The organism is Streptococcus halitosis, assembly GCF_023147855.1.
Classification (GTDB): Bacteria; Bacillota; Bacilli; order Lactobacillales; family Streptococcaceae; genus Streptococcus; species Streptococcus halitosis_B.
This window is the reverse complement of record NZ_JAHXOP010000001.1, coordinates 754924-775007: the sequence shown is the minus strand read 5'-3', so window position 1 is coordinate 775007 and position 20084 is coordinate 754924. Positions and strand designations below refer to the sequence as shown.

Sequence of the window (20084 nt, the reverse complement as noted above, 5' to 3'; positions counted from 1 at the left end):
GAAAAAATGAAAGAAAATGTAAATAAAAACCTTGATTCCTCAAGTTTAAAGATATTTTTTTGAGGAAAAAGAGAATTTCCCTCAAAAACGAGCAAAAGTAATCAGAGAAAAAAGAAAGGGAATAAAAATTTCTGCAAAACGCTTGACATATTTTGAAAACGTGATAAAATAATAGTCGTAGGGCGAATAAAATCGCTTTCAAACAAGAACAAAATTTTATAAGGAGATTTTTGCAAATGAACAATCAGGATATTGCAAAAAAAGTCATCGAAGCCCTCGGCGGACGTGAAAATGTCAACAGTGTAGCCCACTGTGCGACTCGTCTACGTGTCATGGTCAAAGATGAAGGGAAAATCAATAAGGAAGTGATTGAGAACTTGGATAAAGTTCAAGGAGCTTTCTTTAACTCAGGTCAATACCAAATCATCTTTGGTACTGGTACAGTAAATAAGATGTACGATGAAGTGGTTGCACTTGGTTTGCCAACATCTTCTAAAGAAGATATGAAAGCAGAAGCTGCTAAACAAGGAAACTGGTTCCAACGTGCTATCCGTACTTTCGGTGACGTCTTTGTGCCAATCATCCCAGTTATCGTAGCAACTGGTCTCTTCATGGGTCTTCGTGGACTCTTGAACGCTCTTGGAATGACACTTCCAGAAGATGTTACCATTTACAGCCAAATCCTCACAGATACAGCCTTCATCATCTTGCCAGGTTTAGTTGTGTGGTCAACCTTCCGCGTATTCGGTGGTAACCCAGCTGTTGGTATCGTCCTCGGTATGATGCTTGTTTCTGGTTCGCTTCCAAACGCTTGGGCTGTAGCATCAGGTGGTGAAGTAACAGCTATGAATTTCTTTGGCTTCATTCCTGTTGTTGGTTTGCAAGGTTCCGTTCTTCCAGCCTTCATCATTGGGGTGGTCGGAGCCAAGTTTGAAAAAGCTCTCCGCAAAGTGGTTCCAGATGTCTTGGATCTCTTGGTGACACCGTTCGTGACACTTTTGGTCATGTCTATCCTTGGACTCTTTGTCATCGGACCAGTCTTCCACGTTGTTGAAAACTACATCCTTCTTGGAACAAAAGCAATTCTTGCCTTGCCATTTGGTCTTGGTGGTTTTGTCATCGGTGGGGTTCACCAATTGATCGTCGTATCAGGTGTACACCACATCTTCAACTTGCTTGAAGTGCAATTGCTTGCTGCGGACCATGCGAACCCATTCAACGCCATCATCACTGCAGCGATGACAGCTCAAGGGGCTGCAACTGTTGCCGTTGGTGTTAAAACGAAGAATCCTAAACTGAAAACACTTGCTTTCCCAGCTGCTCTTTCTGCCTTCCTCGGTATTACAGAGCCTGCTATCTTCGGGGTAAATTTACGTTTTCGTAAACCATTCTTCCTTTCATTGATCGCTGGTGCTATCGGTGGTGGATTGGCTTCTATCCTTGGACTTGCTGGTACTGGTAATGGTATCACCATCATCCCTGGTACAATGTTGTACGTTGGTAACGGTCAATTGTTCCAATACCTTCTTATGGTAGCTGTATCATTCGTTCTTGGTTTTGCCCTTACTTACATGTTTGGTTACGAGGATGAAAAAGAAGTTGCTTCTGAAGTAGCGACAGAACGTTTGGTTCAAGAAGAAACAACTGGTAACATTCCAGTAGCTCCTCAAAATGAAACAATCCAAACTCCAATTGTTGGGGATGTAGTTGCTCTTGAGAATGTTAACGACCCAGTCTTTTCAAGTGGTGCAATGGGACAAGGGATTGCTGTAAAACCAAGCCAAGGCGTGGTTTACGCACCAGCTGATGCAGAAGTATCAATCGCCTTTGCTACAGGACATGCTTACGGTTTGAAGACAACTAACGGAGCTGAAATCTTGATCCACGTTGGTATCGATACGGTGACTATGAACGGTGAAGGCTTTGAACAAAAGGTTGCTCAAGGCGACAAGGTCAAAGCTGGTGACGTTCTTGGAACATTTGACTCAAACAAAATCGCTGCTGCTGGTCTTGACGACACAACAATGGTTATCGTGACCAACACAGCAGACTACGCTTCTGTGACACCAGTCGCAAGCGGTTCAGTTGTCAAGGGTGACGCTATCATCGAAGTGAAAGCCTAGTCCTCTTCGAAAATCAGATCTAAAAACAAAACGAACAAATATCATGTTTGTTCGTTTTTACTTGAATGGTAAGATTTACAGAGGAAAATCTAAAATATTGAGAAATCTAGCCCTTTAAAATGTGCTATAATAGAGAAAATAAAGATAAGAGGTTTATCATGACAAAATTATATGGAAGCTTAGAAGCGGGCGGTACAAAGTTTGTCTGTGCTGTCGGAGATGAAAATTTTAACATTGTAGAAAAAACACAATTTCCTACAACAACTCCTATCGAGACCATCGATAAAACCATCGAGTTCTTTTCAAAATTCGATAATCTTGCAGGTCTTGCCATCGGTTCCTTCGGTCCCATCGATATCGACAAAAATTCAAAAACCTATGGCTTTATCACAACGACTCCAAAACCTCACTGGGCAAATGTAGACCTACTTGGTGCCCTTCGTCGTGCCCTCAACGTACCTATGTATTTCACCACAGATGTAAACAGCTCTGCCTATGGTGAAGTAGTGGCTCGTAACAATGCTGGTGGTCGTATCGAAAACTTGGTTTACTACACGATTGGTACAGGTATCGGTGCAGGTGTTATCCAACGTGGTGAGTTTATCGGTGGTGTAGGTCACCCTGAGATGGGTCACTACTATGTAGCCAAACACCCAATGGATATCGAAAAAGAATTTAATGGCGTTTGTCCTTTCCACAAAGGCTGTTTGGAAGGCTTTGCGGCTGGTCCAAGTCTAGAAGCTCGTACAGGTGTTCGTGGTGAAAACATTGAGCTCAACAACTCTGTTTGGGACGTCCAAGCCTACTATATCGCTCAGGCTGCGGTCAATGCTACTGTGACTTTCCGTCCAGATGTGATCGTCTTTGGTGGTGGGGTTATGGCCCAACAACACATGCTGGACCGTGTACGTGAGAAATTTACAGCTCTTCTCAATGGCTACCTACCAGTACCAGACGTGCGTGACTATATCGTGACTCCAGCAGTCGCTGGAAATGGTTCTGCCACACTTGGAAACTTTGTCCTTGCTAAGAGTGTCGCAAAATAAAACAAACAAACAATCCGCTTGGGAAACCAAACGGATTTTTTGTTTGAAGACAATTTTTTTGAGCCTTTCCTTAAGTGATTAAGGACGGTAGCGACTTTCTTCGAAATTCCATATCGAAACTTTGAGCCTAATGTCTCAAAGTTTCCCAACACCTGAAACCATGAGATTTCAGGTGTTTTTATCACGGCGGAAAGGCTAGGTTAGTTCTCGCTTCACTATCGACAAATAGGCATGATTTCCATACCAAAGTATATTTAGTATCAGGCTATTTTCTATTCTCAAAACATCTGCCAGAAGAAATCAATAATATAGGTCAAACCATAAGTATAAACCACTAGGGTAAAGGGCTTGGTCAGAATGATGATAATCATATAGCGTTTGAAGGTCATCTTGGTAAGGGCAGCCAGCATGCAGAGAAAGTCAGCTGGGCTAACAGGCCAGATCATCATAAAGATAAAAAACCGCTCGAAACGATTGCCCTTATCTAGCCAACCGATGTACTTGTCATAGGTGCGCTTGCTGACGACGGGCTGGACAAAGGCAGCTCCATAGAGGCGCACCAGGTAAAAGATAATGGCACAGCCAATCACGATGCCGATATAGTTATAGATAGTCCCGATGATGTGGCCGTAAATAAAGACCCCAGCCACTGAGGTCAAAGCTCCCGGAATGATCGGAACGACGGTTTGTAGGATCTGTAAAAAGATAAAGAGTGGTGGCCCCCAAACCCCAGCTTGCTGGATAAAGGCCGATAGTGTTTCCTTGGACTGTAACACTCCAGCCTGATAGGCCCAAATACAGAAAATCAAGGTGCCGACTCCCCCGACGATAGATGAGATATTGATGACTTGCTGTAGAAGGGGAGAAACAGCTTTCATTTGCTTATCCTGTGACATGTAAACTCCTCATAGATAGTATGATTCTACTATACCATATTTTATGGAGAAAAACTATCTGGATTATCTGACTGGAGAAATAAGTGTGGTAAAATGAGAATAAGAAAATGACGGTATAGAATGAGGGGTATCATGTTAGGTTTAAACTTTAAAGGAAGCTGGCGCCAATATCAAAAACAGGTCTTGGATCGTTTTCAGGACTATCAAGCAGACGGTCATGTTCATCTAGTGGCTGCTCCAGGGTCTGGAAAGACAACCATTGGTATCGAGCTAATCGCTCGTTTTGGCAACCCAGCCCTCATCTTAGTTCCGACTGTCACCATTCGTGAACAATGGGTAGATAGGATCCAAACTGCTTTTCTAGAGGATGGTCAGAGGCTTTCAGACCTCGTGTCCCAAAACTTAAAGGAGATGAAGGTATTAACGATTGTGACCTATCAGGCTTTTCATAGCGCCATGAACCAATTGCAATCACAAGAAGATGGAGAAGCAGAGGATTTTGTGGGGTTTGATTTGCTTGCAAGTCTAAGAGCTCAGAAAGTTGCGACTCTTTGCTTGGACGAATGCCACCACCTGCGCAATGAATGGTGGAAAAGTCTGGAAGCCTTTCGCAAGCAGTATGAACCGCTGCAAGTCATCTCCCTGACAGCGACACCACCTTATGACAGCGAGCCTGAACTCTGGGAACGCTATATCCGTATGTGTGGGGAGATCGATCAAGAAATCACGGTACCTGAACTAGTCAAGGAAGACACTCTTTGCCCTCATCAGGATTTTGTCTATATGTGTTCACCAACAGCTGAAGAGGCGGAACGTCTCAAACGGTTTGAGGAGACTAAGTGGGACTATATTCATCACCTTATAGTCGCTCCTGATTTTCAAACATTTGTGGCAGGGTCTAAGGTCCTCAAAGGGGATATTTCATCTGATTTTCTCTTAGAAGATCCCAAGTACTTGTCAGCTATGTTGATTTATATGCATTCTCAGGGGTTAACGATTCCTCCCTCTTTGCAAAATTTACTGGGAACCCAGAAGCTTCCAGCATTGACCTCCTACTGGCTGGAGACGCTGTTGCAGAGCATACTCTATCAGACACCAGATTGGTATGAGGATCCAGATGGATATAGGAAAAAGTTAGAGGCTGACTTGAAGGCGCGTGGGTTGGTGGAAAAACATCAGGTTTATCTAGTTAAGTCCAAGGCTTCTGACCAACTTTTAACCCAATCTCTGGGGAAGTTGTCTGCCATTGCCGATATCTTCTTGACAGAGTATGAGAGTCTAGGTCAGGAACTGAGACAGTTAGTACTAGCTGACTATATTCGCAAGGATTTTGCCACCTATCTGGGAGATGATCAAGTAACCATTTCTCAGTTGGGGGTTCTCCCTTATTTTGAAAGCATTCGTCGAAAAGCTCAGGAGCAAGAGATACCTGTGTCTTTGGCTGTCTTGTCAGGTAGTGTCGTTATTTTGCCTACCGATGTGGCAGCAGAGTTGAAGGAACTCTTGCCTCAGGTTCCACTTAGTTTCTCATCTATTAGTCACTTGGATCCAAAAGATTATGTGCAGGTTGGTTTTCCGAGCTCAGCTAAGGGAATCGTAGCGGCAGTGACGGAGCTTTTTCAACGAGGGCGGATTCAAGTCCTAGTCGGAACTAAATCTCTCCTCGGAGAGGGTTGGGATGCTCCTTGTGTTAATTCCCTAATCCTCGGAAGCTTTGTGGGGAGCTTTATGCTGAGTAACCAGATGCGCGGGCGTGCCATTCGTATCTGGTCGGGACGTCCAGAAAAGACCAGCAACATCTGGCATCTGGTAGCCGTTCAAGCGCAAGCACTTATCACTCTTCCTGGTGAGGAGCCTAGACCAGAGAGCAATCAGGATCTGCAGACCTTGTCGCGACGGATGGAGCATTTTCTTGGATTGGCCTATAATCAGGAGAGTATTGAGACCGGTTTGGATCGTTTGGATTTTCCAAAGCCCCCTTTTAAGAAAAAGCAAATTAGTGAGTACAATGAGCGAGTTAAGAGTCTCTCCAAGGATCGAGCAGGCTTGAGACAAAAATGGCAGGAAGCTCTTGTTGTAGCGGATCAATTTGAGATAGTTACAGAAGTCGCGACTCAAAAACAGAAGGTCCCAGTCATGCTCTTGCTTGATGCATTAAAATGGGTTCGCATGTCATTGCTCTTGTTAGCAGTGGATTTATTGGTTTTGCTGTTTAGAATGAGACTGACTGGAGTTTGGTGGCTTACAGCAGCTTGTCTCCTCTTTTTGGCCTTTGCATCTTGGCGCTACCTCTGCTATAAGAGTCCCTATAAACGTTTGCAATCTCTGGGTGAGCAGATCCGAAAGGCTCTGCTAGATTCGGGGCATCTAACAGATGACCAATCTCGTGTTCAGGTAGAGAAGGATAAGGAAAATTATTTGGTTTTCGCCTATCTCAAGGGAGGTAGTATGAGAGATAAGGAATTGTTTGCGCAGACTGTGGGAGAATTCTTTGCTCCAGTGGACAACCAGCGCTATCTCTTGAAGGCAGAGAAAGTCCGGCAAGGTCAGTCACTTTACTATGTCGTGCCAAGTCTTTTTGACAAGCGCAAGGAAGAAGCACAGAAATTCCTCGACTTTCTGACGCCAACTATCGGACGCTATCGCCTCGTCTACACACGAACAGAGGCCGGACGGAAAATCCTTCTAGAAGCTCGTATCAAAGCACTCTCTAACAAAAATGACCGTACCTTGACTAAGAAGAAGGTTAAAAGCCGATTGGAGTAGGGGAGGTAGCTATTCGAAGTTTCGAAGATATGAATTTACTAAAGTTTATATGCATTCTAAACTTAGAATGACAAGAAATACATAAATTTATGAGCAATCTAAGCTTCGAATGGTCTAGCTGAGAAAGTTTTGAAGTCTTCGAGCTTTCGAATAGTCGTCTTTCCTAAAGTTTAGATGTATTCTAAAGTTAGAAGAGTTAAAATCTAAAAATAGTAAGAGTCTCTAGCTGACAGACAGATATGTTTCCAGTCAGATAGAGATTTTTTGTTTTGGAAATAAAAGATTTGCCCTGAGAAGTACATTTTAGATGGAAATATTGACAGTTCAGAGGAAGGGGGACAAATCTTTTAAAGTAACTGTTAGAATGGATTTATAAATTTAAGGGAAAACTCCTTTTTGAAATAATGAAAAAAGAAAGGTTATCATCATGACAAAAACATTCACTATCCATCCGCTAAGCTATACCAACTTTACCAACCGCGAGTTTGAAAGTCTCATGGTAGATACGGGTCAACTACTAGAAGTTTTTGCTAAGGCGCATAAAGACGAGACTATGTATAGTAAGCACCTTGATTCCTTCAAGAGCAGGCTAGCAGACTTCCAAGGCCAACTCGCTATTGTAGAAAAGAAAGAGGCGACGAACCTGACCGAAGTCGATCGCAATCGTGACAGTGCCCTAGTCGGTCTCTTTACTCTTCATCGTGGCTTTGCTAAGATCAAGGAGACCAAACTTAAAGAAGCCCATGAGACCTTGAAACCAGTCTTTGCCAAGTACAAGGACATCACCAAGCACAGTAACGATGTAGAAACGGCAGAAATCAAAAGTCTGCTCAAAACGCTTAGTGAAACACCTTATCACGAGGCAGTTACCAACCTAGGACTAACACCTATGCTGACGGCGGTGGTAAATGCGCAGGAGGAGTATGATCAAGTGGAAAGTCAGGCGCGTGCGCATAAGTCTGCTAAGGAAGTCGGCAAGACCAGACAAGTCCGTACCGAACTAACTAGTATCTACGACCTCTTTATGCGCTATACCGCAGCCAGTGCAGAAGCCTATCCTGAAAAGGAACACCTGACCAAACTTCTTAAAGACCTAAATACAATTCGAGATAGTAAACGACGATTGACTGGTTCGAACAAGAAGGAGAAAAAAGTAAAAGTAGAAGAAGCAGAACAAGTAGCTGGATAAAAATAAACGTCTTTAGATATATTATTATCTAAAGGCGTTTTTTGGTTGATTCGTGGTATAATTTTTATAAAAGTAGGCGCTATGAAATATTTTGTTTTTTAGAAAGAAATACTATGGATGATAGATTTATTACATTAAAGCACTTTGATACTTCAGTAGCAGCTAAAAATGTTGCTAAATTACTTGAAGAAAATAAAACTTATTTCTTAAATGGGAACTGGGGTTCTGGAAAAACAGAATTTCTAGTTGAAGTTGGTAAGAATACTAATAAAAAATTAGTTACGATAGACTTTTGGAGATTAAACGATAACCGCTCAACGATTGAGATTGTTTTTTCAAAATTACACCCGTTGGTATATAGCCTTTTAAGGATTTTCATAGTTTTATGTGTCGCAGTTTCTATCTTAATGACTAATGTAGTTGATTTGGGTTTAAGTTCTTTTTTTGAATCTTTTTGTGTTAAATTAATTATTGGGAGTATTGTTTTATTAGTAGCAATCTATCAATTTTTTAAAATCAAATCAGATGGTTTTTACAGTTGTTTACTAACTTCTAAATGTCTATCATTATCTCGAAAAGTATTAGTTATTGATGATTTTGATCGAATGTCTAACAAACAACAAGAGGAGAGTTATAAAATTTTTAGCTTGCTTAATGGCAAGATTCCAATTGTTTTTGTTGGAGATATTGAGAAAGTGCATCTTAACGACAATAATTTCCTCTCTAAAATTATTGATAGACGGATAGAACTACCATTTGTTCTTCACCCATCAAATATTTGGCAAGATTATTTTGAGTTGCTAGGAAAGAAATTTAGTACGAGATTGTCAGATGATTTTTGGAAAAGGTTCAGCTTTGAAAATAGAAATTTGCGAGATAGAAATCATTTTAATGACTATGTCAATCAAGAATTCTTTTCAAGGGGTAAATTAGGACATGTTCAGGAGGAACAGCAACTTTGGATTATCTATACCTACCTTTTTTATCCTGAATTATATAAACAATTATTAAAGGCTGAAGAAATAAAAGTCAAGGATGATGAAAAAATTAGTTTTACATGGCTGTTCAAGTTTGGACGAAGCATACAAGAAATACTGTCAGACATTCAACAATCAGATCTTAACCAATATCCACCAAGCTATAAAATGAATGGCTCGGCCTATTTTCTTTATGAAGAATCTCTAAATCGTACAAAAGAGGAAATGGATACATTACTTGAGACAGATAGTCAGGAATTATCAAGAGAACTAAGAGAGGGGAATCATAAGACTGATTTTTATCAATATCTCTCAAGTGAATATAAATCTTTTTCTGAAAATCAGAAAGCTAAACTACTACGTATGACTATACAGGAATCTCTTAAATCTTATAATAGCCCTGCAATGGACTATATTGTTGCAGAAAAGTTAAATGAAGAAATTCCCCGATATGAGAGGAATAGTCCTTTAAGTGAGGAAATAATAGGTAGAATTGTGAATTTCTGGGAAAGTATTCTGAGAAAAGAAGGTTTGGATCCGTCTGAGATACTTTATTTTATGGAAAAACATAGAGTGCTGACCTTCTATGATTTGGGTCGTCACTATTCAAACTTAGAAATTAATAATGAAAATTTCGCTAAGCTAAGACGAAAAGATTTCTTTCTCTTGACCTATCTTAGTTCAATTGAAAAATTTAATGAATTTGAAAGTTGGAATAGAAGTATTTGGGATGCCATGGAGCAGTTTGGAGGCAGAGAGTTCTTAGTATTTTGGGAATTTCAAGGAATTCTTTCAAATGGATTGGGTTATTACTGTTTTGATGTTGTTCCTAGAAACAAAAAATATTTTCTTATGATGGGTGAAAATCAAGATAAAATGAAAAAGAATAGGTCTGTCATTGAAAAGATTCAGCCGCAACTTGAGCAATTGGAAGCTAAAGGATTTACATTTGAGGAGAAAATAGATAGGGAATACTGGTAGGCAATCTATGAGTTTTAAAGGATAATTGGTTAGTATGTTCTCCTTTTAGTAATATTCTTCATGCTTGTACCCTTTTCTCGTGTTAAATTTCGCTCCCACTCGTCCTCCCTAGTTCAAGTGGTTTTTCTAGGAATATGATAAAATAGAAAAGATAATATATTTATTTAATGGAGTGATTGTGATAGTATTTATTGAATTGATAAATGAGAAGATTAAAGCAGTGTAGATAAATTGGAATTTGTGGAGAGATAGGATGATTAAAAAAAGTGTGGAATCGGAACAAGGAAATACGTATTATTGGACTAATGAAAATGTCGAAAAACCATGCATTGTAATGCTTCCTGGATTGACAGCTGATCATAGATTATATGATAAACAAGTAGATGAATTTAAAAAGGATTTCAATATTATTGTTTGGGATTGCCCATGTCACGGAGAGTCCAGACCATACAGTACGTTTAATTACAAATTAGTGACGCAAGAACTGGAAATTATATTAAAAACAGAGAATGTTAAATCGGCAATATTTATTGGGCAATCACTTGGAGGAATGATAGCTCAATATTACATAGAAGAACATCAAGAACAAGCAATAGGTTTTATTTCTATAGATAGCGTTCCTTTTGGAAATTATTATAGCAAATCAGATATGTTTTGGTTAAACCAGATTGAGTGGCTAAGTAAACTATACCCAGATAAAATGCTAAGAGATTTTATGGCAAAAGGTTGTGGTGTTTCTGAGTATACTCAGAACAGTATGAAACTTATGCTCTCAATCTATAGTAAAAGGGAACTATGCCATTTGATGTGGATAGGTGAAGCAGCATTTATTCCTGAAAATCATGAAATAAATTTGAAATGTCCTGTAATACTTTTACTTGGGGAGAACGATAAGGTTGGTAAAGTGTCGCAGTATACAAGAGAGTGGCACAAAAGGGAAGGATACCCACTACATATTATTAAAAATGCCGCTCATAATTCAAATCAAGATAATCCTGATGAAGTAAATGATTTAATAAGGAAATATATAAATAAATGGCTATAAAGATATTGTAACTACTGTAAAATCGACAAATCCTAGTTTGTTGAACTTAGCAATTTATAAGTTTTTAAGAGATAGAACCTATAAAACTTGCACGAGAACTGTAGGTAGGAGAAGAAATCTTCCTATTGACTTATCTCAGTGTAGTTAATAAATTTGGGCAAATTAAGTCATGGGATAGCAGTATATGAAATGCGATAGATTGTTTTGGAGATAAGGAATTTTTATCATTTTGGAAATTCCAAGAGATTCTTTCTACAGTGGAAATTATTTTGACTTTGATAAAATTCCAGAAAATATGACCTATACTCTTTGGATAGAAAAATACGCTTTTGAACCTCCTCATGAATTTGAAGATTATAGGGAGGATGTTATTAGAAAGATTCGTCCGAAACTTGAGCAACTGGAATTAAAAGGATTTAAATTTGTAGAAGAAATAGATGGAGAACATAGACGTAGGAATTAGGATTTTAAAATTTGGGATTTTTTCTAATTCATTGCTTATTTTTAACCGTTATACCAAAGTTAATTTTTAGCAGTGAAAATATGATAAAATAGAAAGATAATACATTTTCTTAAAAAATTAATTTACAATTTTGTTTCCATGTTTCCTGGAAACTGATAGAAAGTAAGGAGAATAATGGAACAAACTAATCAAAAATCCCAGTGTCAGCAACTCTGGGCTAGAAACAAATACCTCGTTTTGAGCCATTCCAGCAATATTTACAATGAGATTCGCCAATACTTGAAGAATGAAGTGGTGGAGGTAAGTCATGTTCAGGAACTGATCGACCGTGCCTGTCAAATCCCTGAGCATAGAGGTCAGGTTTGCAATGCCTTTCAGCATATATGGGGCTATTTCAAAAAGAAAGCGACAGATGCCGAGCGTAAGGACTATATGCTCTTGCTGGATCGCTACCGCTTTGGTCAGGTTTCCAAGGAAGACTTGATTGCTAAGACTCGAGAGTTGCTGAATCGCTATCCCAATACCTACTTGCAACATTCGACCTTACTGAAAGGAGACTCCCATGAGACTTTGGCATGAGGCTTTGATTTCACAACTTCCCCGTCCGCAGCTTTTGGGGCAACATCGAGAGTGTTGCGCATTGCGTGGCAATGGCTGGGGGAGAAAGCATGCGACGGTGGACTATGTCTTTACTCACTTGCCCTATCGTCTCTATGCCTATCATCACTTGATCATGGAGGAGATGGCTGACCGTGGCTACAATGTCAGTCCAGAGTGGCTGGACAAGAACTATCGTGGCAAGACCTGTCCTCCTTATGAAGACTTAGCAGAGGAGAAGCTAGGCAAGCCCATCTATAGTGAGCATGATGCAGAATACTATGAGGAGTGTCTGGCTAATCTCCGAGAGAAAGGCATTGAGCTGGAGTAAGAGTCAGGATTAGCTCCACATTATAACTCTTCTCGTCATTTTTTCGAATAATAAAGATGAGACCTTTAGAGTTTTTCTAAGGTCTTCTTTTTATGAGTATTAGGATTTACTTTTAATAACTTTTAAGTTATAATTAAATTGAAAAGAGTTTGCTTGGTGCATACAATTTACTTCTATAAGGACAAAAATGGAAATGAGCCAGTCTTAGATTATATGAGAGAATTGGCTAGAAAGAAGAGTAAGGATAGTCGCATTAAACTGAACAAACTAAACGACTATATCGAGTTGCTTAGTCAGCATGGGACTAGAGCTGGTGAACTCTATATCAAACATTTGGAAGATGAGATTTGGGAACTAAGACCTCTGACGGATAGGATTTTATTTGTAGCATGGCTTGATGGGAGTTTTGTTCTCTTACATCATTTTGTCAAAAAGAATCAGAAAACTCCTAGGAGAGAAACTGAAAAAGCCAAGCGTGAACTGAAGGACATAAAAGAAAGAGGGTTAAGTGATGAAGAATAGTACCATTGGAAGTAATTGGAAGGATGTCCGAACAGAACTCTTTACCAAGGAAGAAATTCTTGAAAGCGATATGCGAGTAGCTATCATGAGTGAGTTGATAGAAGCTAGACATGAGCAAGGTATCAGTCAGAAAAAACTAGAAGAACTCAGTGGAGTGAGCCAGCCTGTTATAGCTAGGATGGAGACAGGAAAGACCAGTCCTCAGTTGGATACGGTCTTAAAAGTCTTAGCCAGTTTAGGAAAGACACTAGCAGTCGTCCCACTTGAACAGGAAAAAAGTTGATAGAGATGAAATTACTTGGTTGGCTAAAATCATCCACAGAACAATTTTACCTCCCGTCCGCACTTTTTCAGGGGAATATCAGAATTACAAAAGAAACCCAACCTATAGTCTTTTCTAATAGCAAGCCATAGTCACTTATGAGAATCATCAATAGCTCGTTTGAGAATTCCAACTAAAATACAGCCATAAAACAAGCAATACAAAGGATTTGAGACGCTGGTCTCAAGTCTTTTTCTTTTGTCCAAAAGAGTGATATAGTTTCAAACTATATCAAAGCCTAATTATTTACAATTATACAGACAGTTTCTTTTCTGTTAAGATAGTTTCAACAACAAATTTTGGAGGACACATCATGTCAACTACGATCATCGGTTTCCCTCGTTTGGGTGAATTCCGCGAATTGAAATTTACAACTGAAAAATACTTTAGAAAAGAAATCTCAGAAGAAGAACTCTTGGCAGCAGCAAAAGAATTGCGTGCTAAACACTGGAACATTGTCAAAGAAAAAGGCATCACTGAAATCCCTTCAAATGACTTTTCTCACTATGACAACTTCCTAGATGCTGCTTTCCTTTTCAATGTGGTACCTGCTTCCGTTCAAAACTTGGACTTGTCTGACCTTGAGCGCTACTTTGCTTTGGGACGTGGTTACCAAGGAGAAAAAGGGGATGTTCGTGCCCTTCCGATGAAGAAATGGTTCAACACCAACTACCACTACATCGTGCCTAAATTTGAAAAAGACACTCAAGTAAAATTGGCAGGTCACAAGATCTTTGATGAGTTCCAAGAAGCAAAAGAACTTGGTCTTAACACTCGTCCTGTTCTTGTAGGTCCATTCACTTTCCTTCAATTGTCAGACTTTGAAGAAGGCGTGAAAGCAGAAGACTTCGTAGACAGCTTAGTAGCTGCATACCAAGAAGTTTTTGCAAAATTGGCGGAGCTTGGTGCGACTCGCATCCAACTCGACGAAGCAGCTCTTGTCAAAGACTTGACAGCTGAAGAAAAAGCTCTCTTCTTGAACCTCTACAACAAACTCTTGGCTGACAAAAAAGGTCTTGAAGTCTTGCTTCAAACTTACTTCGGTGACGTTCGTGACGTCTACTCTGATCTTGTAAACTTGCCAGTTGATGCCATTGGTTTGGACTTCGTTGAAGGTAAGAAAACTCTTGAACTCGTTAAAGGTGGCTTCCCAGCTGACAAGACTCTCTATGCAGGTATCGTCAATGGTAAAAACATCTGGCGCAACAACTACGAAAAGAGCTTGGCTGTTCTTGAGCAAATTCCAGCTGAAAACATTGTCTTGACAAGCTCATGCTCACTTCTTCATGTGCCATTTACAACTGCTAACGAAGAATTTGAACCAGCTATCTTGAACCACTTTGCTTTTGCAGTTGAAAAATTGGATGAGATTCGTGATTTGGATGCTATCCGCAATGGTCAAGGTGCAGAAGCACTTGCAGCTAACAAAGAACTCTTTGCGACTGAGCGTGTGGGTGAAAATGCAGAACTTCGTGCGCGCATCGCTGGATTGACAGACGCTGACTACACTCGTTTGCCAGCCTTTGCGGAACGTGAAGCCATCCAAGAAGAAGCCTTTAAACTTCCAGCCCTTCCAACAACAACAATCGGTTCATTCCCTCAAACTAAGGAAGTCCGTGCCAAACGTTTGGCTTACCGTAAGGGTGAATTGTCACAAGAAGAATATGATGCTTTCCTTGCTGAAACTATCGACGAATGGATCAAATGGCAAGAAGAAGTTGGATTTGACGTGCTTGTACACGGTGAGTTCGAGCGTAACGACATGGTTGAGTACTTCGGTCAAAACTTGTCAGGTTACCTCTTCTCTAAGAATGGTTGGGTACAATCATACGGTATGCGTGGGGTGAAACCACCAATCATCTGGGGTGATGTGACTCGTCTCAACCCTATCACTGTGAAATGGTCTAGCTACGCACAAAGCCGTACTGACAAACCTGTTAAAGGTATGTTGACAGGACCTGTTACCATCCTTAACTGGTCATTCCCACGTGAAGACATCTCTATCAAGGACTCAACTCTTCAAATCGCTCTTGCCATCAAGGATGAAGTTCTTGACCTTGAAGCTGCAGGTGTGAAAATCATCCAAATCGACGAGGCTGCTCTTCGTGAGAAATTGCCACTCCGTCGTAGCGACTGGTACGAAGACTACCTTGACTGGGCTATTCCTGCCTTCCGCTTGGTACACTCAACAGTTGCGCCAGATACTCAAATCCACACTCACATGTGTTACTCAGAATTTACAGATATCATCCCAGCTATCGACAACATGGATGCGGACGTTATTTCCTTTGAAGCAAGCCGTTCAAACCTTGAAATCTTGGACGAACTCAAAGCGAAAAACTTCCAAACAGAAGTGGGACCTGGGGTTTACGATATCCACTCACCTCGTGTGCCAAATGAAGGCGAAATCGACCACACAATCGATGCTATTCTTGCCAAAGTTCCAAGCAAGAAAGTTTGGATTAACCCTGACTGTGGTTTGAAAACACGTGGTATTCCAGAAACAAAAGAAAGCTTGATCCGCCTTGTCGAAGCAGCAAAAGCTGCGCGTGAGAAATTGTAAGATAAGATTTCTCTCTTGACACTGACTGATCAAGGAACTGCTTGGCCCTAGCTGGCTCAGCAATCATGAAATCAAAAAGAAAAGGATAATGACTATGTCACGCCAAACTCCGTCACTTTCATTTGAAGTGTTCCCTCCAAACCCAGCTGTGGGTAATGATAAAATTATTTCAGCCTTGCAGGATATGCGGGAGCTGACACCGCACTTTATCAGTGTGACTGCCAGCAATAATAAATTTAATATCAAGGAAACAACGGTTCGTTTGGCCGACTTTATCCAGAATGACTTGGCGATTCCAACCATTGCCCACTTGCCAGCTATCTATCTGACCAAGGACAAAGTTGCTGAAACCATTGCAGACTTGGATAAGGTTGGGGTACAGAAAATCTTGGCCTTGCGTGGGGATATTATCCCTGATGTGGAGCCACAAAAGGATTTCCGCTACGCAACGGATTTGATCGAGTTCATCAAGGAACAAGCCCCTCACTTTGATATTATTGGAGCTTGTTATCCTGAAGGGCATCCTGACTCGCCAAACCAAATCTCAGATATTCAAAATCTCAAGAAGAAAGTGGACGCAGGCTGTTCAAGTCTCGTAACGCAACTTTTCTTTGACAATGAGCGCTTCTACGATTTTCAAGATAAGTGTACCTTGGCAGGGATTGATGTTCCTATTCATGCGGGAATCATGCCTATTCTTAACCGTAATCAAGCGCTTCGTCTCTTGAAGACTTGTGAGAATATCCATCTTCCGCGTAAATTTAAGGCCATCTTAGACAAGTATGAGCATGACCCTGAGTCGCTCAGAGCAGCAGGACTTGCCTATGCAGTAGACCAAATCGTGGACTTGGTTACTCAGGATGTCGCAGGTGTGCATCTCTACACCATGAACAATGCTGAAACAGCAAAATACATCCACCAAGCAACCCATGCCTTGTTTAACCATCAGTCTTTAGGATAATAAAAAGCAAACCATTCTTCTCAGGTGAGGGGAATGGTTCCTTTTTAATAGAAAAGCCCGCACTTTTTAAGAAAAATATGATAAAATAGACTCTGTACGTACTTGATACAAAGATGAGGGTATAAACAGATTCCTAGCTATTCAAATCTGCTATAAAAGGTATAAATGCTAAAGAATAATATTTTTAAACTTTTCAAAGTATTTAGATAGTTGAACACGGGCTAAATCCCTAGTGAAAAAGATAGATTTCCTGGTGTGCATCGCACACTGCATCAATTTATGCTATCATGAGTAATTGAACTCGGCCGAAAAGCTGTGTAAAAAAGATAAACTGTCTTGTCTTCATCGAAGACTTCGCCAGTTTCCTATTTTTACTTTGCTTTTTGCGACCTTAGTATCTTGATCTTTGTAGGCAAGGCGTATAATTTCATCAATCCAAAGGGGATTAAAATGACAAAACAAGTGTTTCAAACGACTTTTGCGGGTCGTGAGTTGATCGTAGAGACTGGTCAGGTTGCTAAGCAAGCAAATGGCTCTGTTGTCGTGCGTTACGGTGAGTCAACTGTACTGACTGCAGCCGTGATGTCTAAGAAGATGGCAACTGGGGATTTCTTCCCACTCCAAGTCAACTACGAAGAAAAAATGTATGCGGCTGGGAAGTTTCCTGGTGGCTTTATGAAACGTGAAGGACGTCCTTCAACAGATGCGACTTTGACAGCGCGTTTGATTGACCGTCCAATCCGTCCGATGTTTGCGGAAGGTTTCCGTAACGAAGTGCAAGTGATCAACACCGTGCTTTCTTATGATGAAAATGCATCTGCACCAATGGCAGCTATGTTTGGTTCATCCTTGGCACTATCTATCTCAGATATTCCATTTGACGGACCAATCGCTGGGGTACAAGTAGGTTATGTGGATGGTCAAATCATCATCAACCCGACTCAAGAACAAGCAGAGCGCTCTCTTCTTGAATTGACAGTAGCTGGTACCAAACACGCTATTAACATGGTTGAGTCTGGTGCCAAAGAATTGTCAGAAGAAATCATGTTGGAAGCTCTTCTCAAAGGACATGAAGCTGTCAAAGAATTGATTGCCTTCCAAGAAGAAATCGTTGCGGCAGTTGGTAAAGAAAAAGCAGAAGTGGAATTGCTTCATGTAGATGCTGACTTGCAAGCTGAAATCATCGCAGCCTACAACAGTGATCTTCAAAAAGCGGTCCAAGTAGAAGAAAAATTGGCTCGTGAAGCTGCAACTCAAGCAGTGAAAGACCAAGTAACAGCAGTTTACGAAGAAAAATATGCAGACCATGAAGAATTTGAACGCATCATGCGTGATGTGGCTGAAATCTTGGAACAAATGGAACATGCTGAAGTGCGCCGTTTGATTACAGAAGACAAGGTGCGTCCTGACGGTCGTAAGGTCGATGAAATCCGTCCTTTGGATGCGCAAGTTGACTTCCTTCCTCGTGTGCACGGTTCTGGTCTTTTCACTCGTGGACAAACTCAGGCTCTTTCAGTTTTGACCTTGGCTCCGATGGGAGAAACGCAAATCATCGATGGTTTGGATCCAGAGTACAAGAAACGATTTATGCACCACTATAACTTCCCTCAATACTCTGTAGGGGAAACTGGTCGTTACGGTGCGCCTGGTCGTCGTGAGATTGGTCACGGTGCTCTCGGTGAGCGTGCTCTTGCTCAAGTCTTGCCAAGCTTGGAAGAATTCCCATATGCTATTCGTCTAGTAGCAGAAGTTTTGGAATCAAATGGTTCTTCATCTCAAGCATCTATCTGTGCGGGAACGCTTGCCCTTATGGCTGGTGGTGTGCCAATCAAGGCACCAGTAGCTGGTATTGCCATGGGTCTTATCTCAGATGGAAATAACTATACAGTATTGACAGATATCCAAGGTTTGGAAGACCACTTTGGAGATATGGACTTTAAGGTTGCCGGAACTCGTGACGGGATTACAGCCCTTCAAATGGATATCAAGATCCAAGGGATTACTGCAGAAATTTTGACAGAAGCTCTTGCTCAAGCCAAGAAAGCTCGTTTTGAAATCCTTGATGTGATTGAAGCAACGATTCCAGAAGTTCGTCCAGAATTGGCTCCAACTGCACCGAAAATTGATACCATCAAGATTGATGTCGACAAGATCAAGATTGTCATCGGTAAGGGTGGAGAAACCATCGACAAAATTATCGCTGAAACAGGCGTTAAGATTGATATCGATGAAGAAGGTAATGTATCTATCTACTCAAGCGACCAAGATGCCATTAACCGTACCAAAGAAATCATTGCTGGTTTGGTTCGTGAAGCCAAAGTGGATGAAGTTTACCATGCCAAGGTTGTTCGTATCGAGAAATTTGGCGCCTTTGTCAACCTCTTTGATAAGACAGATGCACTTGTGCACATTTCTGAAATGGCTTGGACTCGCACCAACCGTGTCGAGGACTTGGTAGCTATCGGTGATGAAGTCGATGTTAAGGTTATCAAGATTGATGAAAAAGGTCGTATCGATGCCTCTATGAAGGCACTTCTTCCTCGTCCGCCAAAACCTGAGCATGATGAAAAAGGTGAAAAGTCTGAGCGACCTCACCGTCCACGTCATCACAAGGACCACAAACCTAAGAAAGAATTTACAGAAACACCAAAAGATTCAGAATAAGAAAAGGAGAAATGTATGGGATGGTGGCGCGAAACCATTGATATTGTAAAAGAAAATGATCCAGCGGCACGCAACAGTTTGGAAGTTTTGCTGACTTATCCAGGTGTCAAGGCCTTAGCTGCCCACCGTCTCTCGCATTTTCTATGGAAGCACGGCTTCAAACTCCTAGCTCGGATGCACAGTCAGTTTTGGCGCTTTTGGACTCAAATCGAGATTCATCCGGGTGCTCAGATAGAATCAGGTGTTTTTATTGACCATGGTTCAGGTCTGGTGATTGGAGAGACGGCGATTGTTGAAAAAGGCGTTCTTCTCTATCACGGAGTGACTCTTGGTGGAACAGGGAAGGATGTTGGCAAACGCCATCCGACTGTGCGTAAAGGAGCTCTCATATCGGCTCATGCCCAAGTTATCGGACCGGTAGAAATCGGTGAAAATGCCAAAGTCGGTGCTGCTGCAGTAGTCGTGGCAGACGTACCTAGTGATGTGACAGTTGTCGGTATTCCAGCTAAGATTGTTCGCGTTCATGGACAGAAGGATGAACCAACGATCCACGAAGTCGAAGAAAAACGGGAGTACTACGTCAATAAACTAGAGCAGGCTAGAGAAGCCAGTCACAGATCGTCGGGGTTGTAGAGGAT

The 20084-nt window shown here is 41.1% G+C and carries 16 protein-coding genes; 15 read left to right on the top strand and 1 reads right to left on the bottom strand.

Features of this window, described 5'->3' with window-relative positions:
• Nucleotides 1–236: 236 nt before the first annotated feature.
• On the top strand, nucleotides 237–2123 hold the full coding sequence (locus tag KZX55_RS03820; RefSeq protein ID WP_248024682.1) for a sucrose-specific PTS transporter subunit IIBC: 1887 nt from the start codon (nucleotides 237–239) through the stop codon (nucleotides 2121–2123).
• Nucleotides 2124–2281: 158 nt separating this feature from the next.
• Complete coding sequence (scrK, locus tag KZX55_RS03815) at nucleotides 2282–3169, top strand: fructokinase ScrK (protein WP_248024675.1); 888 nt, start codon at nucleotides 2282–2284, stop codon at nucleotides 3167–3169.
• A gap of 278 nt (nucleotides 3170–3447) precedes the next feature.
• Here the strand turns inward: scrK and KZX55_RS03810 are convergent, their stop codons facing one another.
• Complete coding sequence (locus tag KZX55_RS03810) at nucleotides 3448–4065, bottom strand: TVP38/TMEM64 family protein (RefSeq protein ID WP_248024673.1); 618 nt, start codon at nucleotides 4063–4065, stop codon at nucleotides 3448–3450.
• Nucleotides 4066–4197: 132 nt separating this feature from the next.
• Between KZX55_RS03810 and KZX55_RS03805 the strand changes: the two genes are divergently transcribed.
• The 13 genes from KZX55_RS03805 to cysE all read left to right on the top strand — a co-directional run bounded on the left by KZX55_RS03805 (nucleotide 4198) and on the right by cysE (nucleotide 20079).
• Entirely contained in the window at nucleotides 4198–6831 is a 2634-nt protein-coding gene (locus KZX55_RS03805) for a DEAD/DEAH box helicase family protein (RefSeq protein WP_248024671.1), read from the top strand.
• 427 nt (nucleotides 6832–7258) lie between these two features.
• Nucleotides 7259–8020, top strand: a complete 762-nt coding sequence (locus tag KZX55_RS03800; RefSeq protein WP_248024662.1) for a DUF6261 family protein — start codon at nucleotides 7259–7261, stop codon at nucleotides 8018–8020.
• A 113-nt stretch (nucleotides 8021–8133) separates the two neighbouring features.
• Entirely contained in the window at nucleotides 8134–9978 is a 1845-nt protein-coding gene (locus KZX55_RS03795; protein WP_248024660.1) for a P-loop NTPase fold protein, read from the top strand.
• A gap of 253 nt (nucleotides 9979–10231) precedes the next feature.
• Nucleotides 10232–11023, top strand: a complete 792-nt coding sequence (locus KZX55_RS03790) for an alpha/beta fold hydrolase (RefSeq protein ID WP_248024658.1) — start codon at nucleotides 10232–10234, stop codon at nucleotides 11021–11023.
• Nucleotides 11024–11252: 229 nt separating this feature from the next.
• On the top strand, nucleotides 11253–11486 hold the full coding sequence (locus KZX55_RS03785; protein ID WP_049484308.1) for a hypothetical protein: 234 nt from the start codon (nucleotides 11253–11255) through the stop codon (nucleotides 11484–11486).
• Nucleotides 11487–11660: 174 nt separating this feature from the next.
• Nucleotides 11661–12065, top strand: coding sequence for a YbgA family protein (locus tag KZX55_RS03780; RefSeq protein ID WP_248024648.1), 405 nt, complete (start codon nucleotides 11661–11663; stop codon nucleotides 12063–12065).
• The gene (locus tag KZX55_RS03775; protein ID WP_248024629.1) at nucleotides 12049–12414 is read left to right on the top strand and encodes a TIGR02328 family protein; all 366 of its coding nucleotides are present in this window, start codon (nucleotides 12049–12051) and stop codon (nucleotides 12412–12414) included. The genes KZX55_RS03780 and KZX55_RS03775 overlap by 17 nt, the downstream gene beginning before the upstream one ends.
• A gap of 156 nt (nucleotides 12415–12570) precedes the next feature.
• Nucleotides 12571–12936, top strand: coding sequence for a type II toxin-antitoxin system RelE/ParE family toxin (locus KZX55_RS03770; RefSeq protein ID WP_248025054.1), 366 nt, complete (start codon nucleotides 12571–12573; stop codon nucleotides 12934–12936).
• A complete protein-coding gene (locus KZX55_RS03765) occupies nucleotides 12926–13219 on the top strand; it encodes a helix-turn-helix domain-containing protein (RefSeq protein ID WP_248024627.1) in 294 nt (97 codons plus the stop codon). The genes KZX55_RS03770 and KZX55_RS03765 overlap by 11 nt, the downstream gene beginning before the upstream one ends.
• 352 nt (nucleotides 13220–13571) lie before the next feature.
• Nucleotides 13572–15821, top strand: coding sequence for a 5-methyltetrahydropteroyltriglutamate--homocysteine S-methyltransferase (gene metE / locus KZX55_RS03760; RefSeq protein WP_248024625.1), 2250 nt, complete (start codon nucleotides 13572–13574; stop codon nucleotides 15819–15821).
• A 94-nt stretch (nucleotides 15822–15915) separates the two neighbouring features.
• Nucleotides 15916–16782 carry a methylenetetrahydrofolate reductase [NAD(P)H] gene (gene metF / locus KZX55_RS03755; RefSeq protein ID WP_002877494.1) on the top strand — a complete coding sequence of 289 codons (867 nt, stop codon included), beginning with the start codon at nucleotides 15916–15918 and terminating at the stop codon, nucleotides 16780–16782.
• Nucleotides 16783–17232: 450 nt separating this feature from the next.
• Nucleotides 17233–19446 carry a polyribonucleotide nucleotidyltransferase gene (gene pnp, locus KZX55_RS03750; protein ID WP_248024623.1) on the top strand — a complete coding sequence of 738 codons (2214 nt, stop codon included), beginning with the start codon at nucleotides 17233–17235 and terminating at the stop codon, nucleotides 19444–19446.
• Nucleotides 19447–19461: 15 nt separating this feature from the next.
• Complete coding sequence (gene cysE, locus KZX55_RS03745; RefSeq protein ID WP_000539964.1) at nucleotides 19462–20079, top strand: serine O-acetyltransferase; 618 nt, start codon at nucleotides 19462–19464, stop codon at nucleotides 20077–20079.
• Nucleotides 20080–20084: the final 5 nt, after the last annotated feature.

Bases quoted from the DNA above. Each gene is read 5' to 3' on its own strand.
- KZX55_RS03820 (WP_248024682.1), top strand. From the start codon at position 237: ATGAACAATCAGGATATTGCAAAAAAAGTCATCGAAGCCCTCGGCGGA.
- scrK (WP_248024675.1), top strand. From the start codon at position 2,282: ATGACAAAATTATATGGAAGCTTAGAAGCGGGCGGTACAAAGTTTGTC.
- KZX55_RS03810 (WP_248024673.1), bottom strand. From the start codon at position 4,065: ATGTCACAGGATAAGCAAATGAAAGCTGTTTCTCCCCTTCTACAGCAA.
- KZX55_RS03805 (WP_248024671.1), top strand. From the start codon at position 4,198: ATGTTAGGTTTAAACTTTAAAGGAAGCTGGCGCCAATATCAAAAACAG.
- KZX55_RS03800 (WP_248024662.1), top strand. From the start codon at position 7,259: ATGACAAAAACATTCACTATCCATCCGCTAAGCTATACCAACTTTACC.
- KZX55_RS03795 (WP_248024660.1), top strand. From the start codon at position 8,134: ATGGATGATAGATTTATTACATTAAAGCACTTTGATACTTCAGTAGCA.
- KZX55_RS03790 (WP_248024658.1), top strand. From the start codon at position 10,232: ATGATTAAAAAAAGTGTGGAATCGGAACAAGGAAATACGTATTATTGG.
- KZX55_RS03780 (WP_248024648.1), top strand. From the start codon at position 11,661: ATGGAACAAACTAATCAAAAATCCCAGTGTCAGCAACTCTGGGCTAGA.
- KZX55_RS03775 (WP_248024629.1), top strand. From the start codon at position 12,049: ATGAGACTTTGGCATGAGGCTTTGATTTCACAACTTCCCCGTCCGCAG.
- KZX55_RS03765 (WP_248024627.1), top strand. From the start codon at position 12,926: ATGAAGAATAGTACCATTGGAAGTAATTGGAAGGATGTCCGAACAGAA.
- metE (WP_248024625.1), top strand. From the start codon at position 13,572: ATGTCAACTACGATCATCGGTTTCCCTCGTTTGGGTGAATTCCGCGAA.
- metF (WP_002877494.1), top strand. From the start codon at position 15,916: ATGTCACGCCAAACTCCGTCACTTTCATTTGAAGTGTTCCCTCCAAAC.
- pnp (WP_248024623.1), top strand. From the start codon at position 17,233: ATGACAAAACAAGTGTTTCAAACGACTTTTGCGGGTCGTGAGTTGATC.
- cysE (WP_000539964.1), top strand. From the start codon at position 19,462: ATGGGATGGTGGCGCGAAACCATTGATATTGTAAAAGAAAATGATCCA.